The sequence below is a fragment of the Flavobacteriales bacterium TMED191 genome, assembly GCA_002171975.2.
In the GTDB taxonomy this organism is placed as follows: domain Bacteria; phylum Bacteroidota; class Bacteroidia; order Flavobacteriales; family TMED113.
This window is the reverse complement of record NHIO02000018.1, coordinates 1-7,620: the sequence shown is the minus strand read 5'-3', so window position 1 is coordinate 7,620 and position 7,620 is coordinate 1. Positions and strand designations below refer to the sequence as shown.

The following is a 7,620-nucleotide window of genomic DNA, read 5'->3' as shown; positions in this document are numbered from 1 at the left end:
TTTTGAAAAGTGTATTTCTATAGTTTTTAAAGAGTCTTTTTTATTTATGATTACCTTTAAGTATTCTGAATCTTTTATTTCTTTTTTGAAAACAATATCTAATTTGAATTGATTGTATTTTCTTCGGAACTTATTAGGCTTAAATATATAAAAAAATAAAAATCTCTTTAAAAATGTGTATTTTATCAACTTATTAAAGATATTTTTAAAAAAATGATTAGATTTCATTTCTTTTTGAAAAGAATATACTAAATTTCTCAGCATTGTCCTCTAATACCAAATCGTGAGTTAAATTAAATTATAAGTTAATACTTAAAAAGTGAAAAAAATAGAAACTTAATGACGGGTGGGGCTGGTTTTATTGGCTCTCATCTAACAAAGAAATTACTTTCTTTGGATCTCTATAGAACTTTTCGCGACATAGAACGTCTCTTGCTTCGAAGTTGGGTCTTTTTTAGATTTCAAAATTACAGACTCAAAATTATTTCACAACTACATCATAATGAAAATATTTAATTTTATTTTTAATAATAAATATTCCAATTTTTTATTTAAGATTTTAAATGTTTAATGAGGGTTTAAGCTAAAGATAATCTTCCATGAAGTTTGAAAGTTAATTAAAGATTTAAAATGAAATTTTTAAATAGAACTTTAAAACCTCAAAATATATTCGCTTTTTATGATGGTAAAAAATTAATTATAGATAATAAATTCAACTTAGAAAAACTTCAAAAAAAAGACTTTAAAGTATTTTATTTTAATGATTCCTTTCAAATTTTAAACTTAGACATCAATGGTGAGTGGTTAGAATTAGAGATTAAACTTGAAATTTGGAAGTACAACAATTGGCCAATATTTATGGATGAATGTTTTTCAATTCTAAGTAATTCAATACAAAGCAAATTAGTTTGCAGGGTCAATTTAAGTACAGGTATAAAATATTATTCATATTATAATTTTGCGAAATTAGTAAAAAACCAAATTAAATTAAGATCATTAAGTATAGTTAATCAATCAAGGGAAGATAATAAAAAATTCTCACTATTAAATATTCAGCTTAAAAAAGATCTATATAACGATTACAAACTTGATCAAAAAAATTTAGATAGTTGGAGTTTTGGTATTATTACAAGTGGGGCAGAAAGCGAATTTGAAAAACTTGAAGAATTAGTTAATTCTATTATAGAAGCTTTTAGAGGAGCTAAAAGGACTTTCGAAGTTATAGTTTGTTCTGACAGATATATCGATTTAAAAGATCTAATTAAAGATACTGAGAATGTAAAATTATTACTTTACTCACCTATAAATTCTATACCTGAAATTCAGATTTCTCATAAAAAAAATAAGATTACAAAATTTTCGAAATATAAAAATCTAATGATTTGTCATAATAGATACATTATGCCCAAAGATTGGATTAATCAAATAGAAAATACTGGATATCAATTTACTGCGCAGACAATTACACAACCAATTTTAAATTATAAGGGCCATAGTAAACACAAAAATATACCATCAATTGCGGCAATGCCTTCATTAGATCATTACGGTAAAGCGATATTGTTGGACCCTTATGAATATCATCCTAATACTTACATAAACGGAGGTTGCATTATTGCAAAAAAATGGATCTTGAGTAAATTAAAATGGAATGAGCTTTTGTTTTGGAATGAATGTGAGGACGTTGAGTTAAGTAGAAGGCTTCAGGATTATGGGGTAATTTTAAGAACTAATAGTAGTTCATATTTGATAGCTAGAACTCCAAGAGAGGAATATTTTAATGGCTTTCGTAAACTTTTAGGCATAGAAAAATTGATATCATTTTTATTTTCATATTGGCCTTCAAGCCCAGTTAGTTCCAATAGTTATTATTTGCTTCTATCAAAAATTAAAAAGTTGTTAAAAAATTTTTTGATTTAAAACTAATTAAGTACTACTTCAAGAGAATTGGGTAATCGGTGCAGATACCATAAATCTGACTTTTATCTAAATGTTTAACATCTCTAACTTCCATATTTAATTCAGGCATAACTTGAACGCAATTTGGAGATAATTTGTTACCTGGGAAACTCCAAATAAAGCCTTTACTTGTAAGAGTATACATATCAGTTTGATGCCAGAAAAAGTTTAAAATTTTTCGATTATTCCCTTGAGAAAGCATTTCTAGAGCTTGTAGATTTTTACAATGGATCCATAAGCTATCAGCATATTTTTTTAGATCATTGATATCAATAGTATGTATTCCTTCATCATGTCCAAGTAAATATTCTCCATCAATAAATCTAAGATCACATTCAACATCAAAGCCTAATTTAATGCACTTTTCTATTTGAGAAATAGTGTTTTCTAAGTACTTATCTGGACCTTCAAGATTCGCCCTGTGAGCGATAATTTTCATGAACGATTATCCTCAAGAAAAACTTTAAGATCTTCTGGAGTACCAATTCCCCACATTTTATCAACTTCAAATGTCTTAACTTTTAATCCAGATTCAATTGCTTCATTAAAAACTGGACAGACATAAAATTCTCCATTTGTTCTAATATTTTTACTAATCATTTGTTTCGCAAATTTTACGTAGTCAGATCCTTTTTTCCAATAATATATACCTACAGTTGCTTCATTACTTATTGTTTTTTTTTCTGCCACTTCTTTAACAAAGCCATCTTTATCAACTTTTGCGTAAGACCATTTTGGATGAGTTGCTTTAAATGTGAGTATACCGGCGTCTATAGATTTATCAGAAAAAAAATATAAACACTCCTGAGAGTTCCATTTTATGTACTGATCACTATTTGCTATGAGAAGCGGCTTGTCATTATTTATAATAGATTCGGCAAGTAAAGTTGTACATGCTGCTCCTTCTGTAGTTTGATTTACACGTACAATATTAGAGCCGGGCGAGATTAGTTCAAGTAGATATTTTAAGTTGTATTTATTGTAATGATCTTCTTTGACTATATACGTATAAGTAGCCTGAATAGCTAAATTTTCACAGACAACTTGAATCATTGGTTTGTTTTTAACCTCAATTAAGGGCTTTGGAAATGTATACCCAGCTTTAGAAAATCTAGAACCTTCTCCAGCCATAGGTATTAATACATTCAAATTTGGATCTATCCATGGGGTAGGAGGGGCAATTTCTAAAAGCTTAAAGGCCTTATTTATTAAGTTCTCATTTAAATGTGTTCTGTCATCGACAGGAATTAGGTGAGCTTTACTTGTTTTGGCGGCTGTTCTTCCAACATGGCTATCTTCAAAGATTACTGTAGATAATGGCAAGGAATCACAAGCTATCATGCATTTCCAATAACACTCAGGATAAGGCTTTCTTCTGAAGACATCTTCGCTGCTTACTAAATAGTCAACATATTCAATTATTTCAAGTCTTACTAATGCTATCTGTACAGACTTCCTTATACAATTACTTGCTACTGCTATCTTTATAGCTTTACCTTTTATAAGATTAAAAAGATCTATAAGTCCTTGATCTTTATTAAGTAAAGAAAATTCCTGATGAGTATATTCTTGTTTTCTATTGAATATTTCTTCATGTTTGGAAATAGGTAGATTTAGAGTTGAACTAAGAATTTCTAACTTTTTCAATGTGGGCAGGCCATCAAAAGTTTTTAAATGTAACTCTTTATTGATAAAGTACCTTTTATCAATTTCAGCTAAAGCTTTGTTTAAAGCATTAAAATGTATATCTTTGCTATCTATCAGAACTCCATCAAGATCAAAAATTATTAGGTTACTCAAAATATTTTTTTAAAACTTAAATTATCTTAAATCGTAGGCGGTAAATTTATATAAAAGGAATTAATAACTAATAAAAATTTATATATTAATGATATAAATTGGACTTTTAAGATAGGTTCTTAGCAAAATCTATGTTTCAAAAGATTCTGCATTTAAAATTTTCAAAATTTTATAATTACATAATTAAACATTTTTATCCTCATATAACGCTAAATTTGGAATTAAGTTTGAAAATTGAGAATTTCAAAAGTAGCAAAAGTATGGAAAAGTATTTATCAATTACCTTAATTAAAATTTATTTATAAATTGAATTTTTGTTTTCTATTTGCTTAATTAAATTCAATTATTCGAAATTAACATTTTCTTGAAATAAACCAAATAAGTTATTTCCAACTATTGCAGCGAGTATTAAAACGAAGGCAACTATGGCGAAAAGAGCACTTACATTTTTTATGTCATAAGGTGCTTTAAATAAAGGTTTCTGGTCTGCCATATTAATCACATATATAAATGAAATTAAATCATATTAGTTTAATATTTGTTAGAAGTATTAGGTGATTTTTTTTGATTAACTTTGGACAAAAAAAGCCACTAAAAGCGGCTTTTTTATTTATTCGATAAATGTACTAGCTTGTGTAAGCTTTTCCTCTATAAGTTAGTTCAATGTGCTTCTTTTTAGCTGCCCTTATGGGGTCTTCTTCATTGGCGATTGTTTCTGCAATCTGCCATTCTCTAATGGTTTCTTTATTAAATAGAACATTAGAATTTTTATTGCCTGTGACTTAAATACAATGTTTACCAGCATTAAGAAAGAGAGTGTTCTTCAAATTCCAAAGGGTTGCTTGTGATATAGCCAAATTTTTGGAAGCTTCTTTAACTCCTAACCATTTAACTTGCATTGTTAGTGCCTAAGTTGGTCGATTTTGGAGAAGCCTTCCTTTATAGCCTTCTGTTCTTTTTTTAATCTTTTTGGTTCTATTTCCTCTCGGTGGTGACCTCCCAATATCCTCGAGTATTGCTTCCGTTAGACCTTTGATTGGCTTCCTCTATGATTGCAACCAGTTCGAGGAATTTAGCTCTCGCTTGGGAAGTGATCAACCACTTAATAAACCCAAACTTAGGGAAATAAAGACTCTTTAAAAAGAATCGATATATATAAGGTAGGCTTATATTCTAAAAATTCAAGAAAATTCTATAAAGTCTAGGGAAAAACCATAAGAAAACCCCCTTAAAAGGAGGTCATTTTCCCTAATTTTTCCCTAAGTCAAATTAGGTAATCGCTGAAAAGCAAGTCGGGGCGATAGGATTCGAACCTGCGATCTATTGCTCCGAAAGCACTCATATGACTAATTGGGAGAGTAGGCTTAATAAACAATTGAAACAAAAACTTATCTTTAAATAATTGGATCTATTTAAGTTTTAGGATTGCCCTAAAGATATACAAAGTTATAAAAGTCTATACAAATAATCGTGCCCTGAGAGTTTCTTAATTAAGAAATATCCAGAATTTATAAGATAATCGTTGATTATTTTATAATCTGAAGTCTCTACAAGAATATTTTTTATATGCCCTTTCTCTAAGCTGCAACCTTCCAAAATAGCGAGTTCATTACCTTCAACATCTAAAGATAATAAATCAACATTATTTATAGAATGCATTTCAATTAAACTATTAAGTGTTGTGGTAGGTGCAAAAAAATTATAAACATGATCTTTCGGTAAACCTAATAATTTTCTAATTGGTAATTTTCGAATAACTCCTTTTCTAGCATGTTCTAGGGAATCTTTTTTAGGTTTTGGTTGTGTAGTAAATAGATTTCCAAAAATTAATTTTACAAATTCTTTTTTATAACTTGGAGAAACTAATGCATAATTCTCTATAATATTTTTGCTTGCTTCTGTAAAGAAAGCATTTCTCATACAGAGAAGGAGATGCTTCTATGAGCATTCCCTTAGCCTTATATATTTTTTCTAAGAAAAATGTATTACTCTGAGTAATCCCATCATTGGCCCCAACTTCTATGTAAAAAGTTTTACTGTTAAGTAAATTTGGCAAAAGAATAGAAATTTGTTTATCTAAATCATTAATTGATGTAAATGGATAAACAGATGTTGATTGTTTTTTTAAAAAAATTGATAAATCATAAAATAAATCAGATAATTTTCTAGCACAAAAACTTATATTTTTTCTTATTCGCATAGAGTTATATTTTTTATTTATTTTAATTGTTCAAAGAGAAAGTTGAAAATTAAAAATCCAATACATAGACTAATAGGAAGAGTTAATCTGAGATTTATTGATTTACTGATTTGATAATCTTAATTATTTGAAAAAAAATTTACGCTTCCTGCAGGATTCGAACCTGCGGCCCACTGCTTAGAAGGCAGTTGCTCTATCCAGCTGAGCTAAGGAAGCATTTACTTATTATATCTAAATAGACAAACTTACACCATCTAAGTAAAAGCTTTTATAATTTTTAATTACTATTTATTTTTATAATTAATATTATTTGTGGAAATTTTCTTAGAATGAGAGGGAATTTTTAATTTAGTTTTGGCTAAAAGACTTACCGATAAAGAAAAGGATGAAATTCTAGAAAGTTTTAAATCTGGGAAATCTCTTGATATTTTGTCTGAAGAATATAATTTTAATAAACTAACCATAGCAAGAAACTTAAAGAAAAGTCTTGGAGATTTAAAATATAAGGAATTACTCAATAAAAACAAATCTTGTAAAGGTAAACCTAAAAAAGGGAAATCTACAAGTGAAAAAATCAAAGTTAATGGTTTAGTGAATATAAATCTTAATCATGAAGGCTCTAAGAAAGTTTCTGAAGCTTCCGAAATCCTGGAAGAAAATAGAAATGATTCAAATTTCACGCCTATGGAATCTTTTTTTGAGATTGCCCCCTTAAATTATGAAATAGAAAATTTATCTCGAAAAGAATTATCTTCAGTTCATATATCAGAGGTAGATTTCCCTAAAGTTGTTTATATGATTGTGGATAAGAAAATTGAGTTAGAAACAAAGTTGTTAAAAGATTTTCCAGCATGGGACTTCTTACCGGATGATGATTTGAATAGAAAAACTATAGAAATATTTTTTGATTTGAATCTTGCTAAAAGATTTTGTAATAAGGAGCAAAAGGTACTTAAGGTTCCTAACACCGATGTATTTAAAATCGCAGCTCCTGTTCTTATCGAGAGAGGGATTTCAAGAATTGTTTGTGCTGAAAATTTAATAGCTCTTGGATAAATTTTTATTCATTATTCATATCTAGAAGTAGTAAGCTACCAAAAAAGGAACCTACTATAAAACTTGAACCTACTATAAAACTTATTGGGAGTTCAATTGTTTCGTCGATTAACAAGTTTACTTTGCTTTTGTTTGAACTATTTTGTATACCAATAAATAAGGCTAGAAATAAACAAGAATTGAAAATTACTGTTAAGAATAATTTTTTAATTAAGAAACTCATATTCTTTGTCCTTTATCTTAAATCTTAAATCAAATTATAAATTTCGCTTTTCTTTACTCCATTTTTCTTCGCTAAGTATTTAGATGCTGCTGACAAACTTAATCCTGCTCTCATTAAATCGTTTAGATCTTTTTTTAAACTAAATCTATCAAGATTCAAATCCCTTTTTTTGTTAATTCCTTTTAATACGATTGTTATTTCTCCAATTACATCATTAATATCGAAGAATTCTATTACTTCATTAATATTATTACCAACATGTTCTTCAAATTTCTTTGTTAATTCTCTAGTAACCAAAATCTCCCTATCACCTCCACAGAATTCAAATAATTCCGTAAGCAATTTTTTGAGTCGTTTAGGTGATTCATAAATTATAGTTGTT

8 protein-coding genes, 1 tRNA gene and 1 pseudogene are annotated in these 7,620 nt (G+C 28.0%); 2 read left to right on the top strand and 8 right to left on the bottom strand.

Annotated elements, in window-relative coordinates:
* Window positions 1–630 precede the first annotated feature (630 nt).
* Window positions 631–1,920, top strand: coding sequence for a hypothetical protein (locus CBD51_001245; protein RPG60326.1), 1,290 nt, complete (start codon window positions 631–633; stop codon window positions 1,918–1,920).
* Window positions 1,921–1,933: 13 nt separating this feature from the next.
* On the opposite strand, the gene CBD51_001240 is transcribed toward CBD51_001245, so the two are convergent.
* The 6 genes and pseudogenes from CBD51_001240 to CBD51_001215 form a co-directional block, all read right to left on the bottom strand.
* Window positions 1,934–2,398, bottom strand: coding sequence for a hypothetical protein (locus tag CBD51_001240; GenBank protein ID RPG60325.1), 465 nt, complete (start codon window positions 2,396–2,398; stop codon window positions 1,934–1,936).
* Complete coding sequence (locus tag CBD51_001235) at window positions 2,395–3,759, bottom strand: hypothetical protein (GenBank protein ID RPG60324.1); 1,365 nt, start codon at window positions 3,757–3,759, stop codon at window positions 2,395–2,397. The genes CBD51_001240 and CBD51_001235 overlap by 4 nt, the downstream gene beginning before the upstream one ends.
* 626 nt (window positions 3,760–4,385) lie before the next feature.
* Window positions 4,386–4,658 (bottom strand): annotated as a pseudogene (locus tag CBD51_001230) (hypothetical protein).
* A gap of 547 nt (window positions 4,659–5,205) precedes the next feature.
* On the bottom strand, window positions 5,206–5,679 hold the full coding sequence (locus CBD51_001225) for an FkbM family methyltransferase (protein RPG60323.1): 474 nt from the start codon (window positions 5,677–5,679) through the stop codon (window positions 5,206–5,208).
* On the bottom strand, window positions 5,606–5,959 hold the full coding sequence (locus CBD51_001220) for a hypothetical protein (protein RPG60322.1): 354 nt from the start codon (window positions 5,957–5,959) through the stop codon (window positions 5,606–5,608). Before CBD51_001220 ends, CBD51_001225 begins: the two co-directional genes overlap by 74 nt.
* A 142-nt stretch (window positions 5,960–6,101) precedes the next feature.
* Window positions 6,102–6,175 (bottom strand) — tRNA-Arg (locus CBD51_001215).
* A 138-nt stretch (window positions 6,176–6,313) separates the two neighbouring features.
* Between CBD51_001215 and CBD51_001210 the strand changes: the two genes are divergently transcribed.
* Entirely contained in the window at window positions 6,314–7,015 is a 702-nt protein-coding gene (locus CBD51_001210; GenBank protein RPG60321.1) for a hypothetical protein, read from the top strand.
* Between the two features lie 4 nt (window positions 7,016–7,019).
* Here the strand turns inward: CBD51_001210 and CBD51_001205 are convergent, their stop codons facing one another.
* Both CBD51_001205 and CBD51_001200 read right to left on the bottom strand, forming a co-directional pair.
* Entirely contained in the window at window positions 7,020–7,238 is a 219-nt protein-coding gene (locus CBD51_001205; protein ID RPG60320.1) for a hypothetical protein, read from the bottom strand.
* 24 nt (window positions 7,239–7,262) lie between these two features.
* Window positions 7,263–7,620: rRNA (cytidine-2'-O-)-methyltransferase (locus CBD51_001200; protein ID RPG60319.1), on the bottom strand; the 358-nt coding region annotated here is incomplete at its 5' end.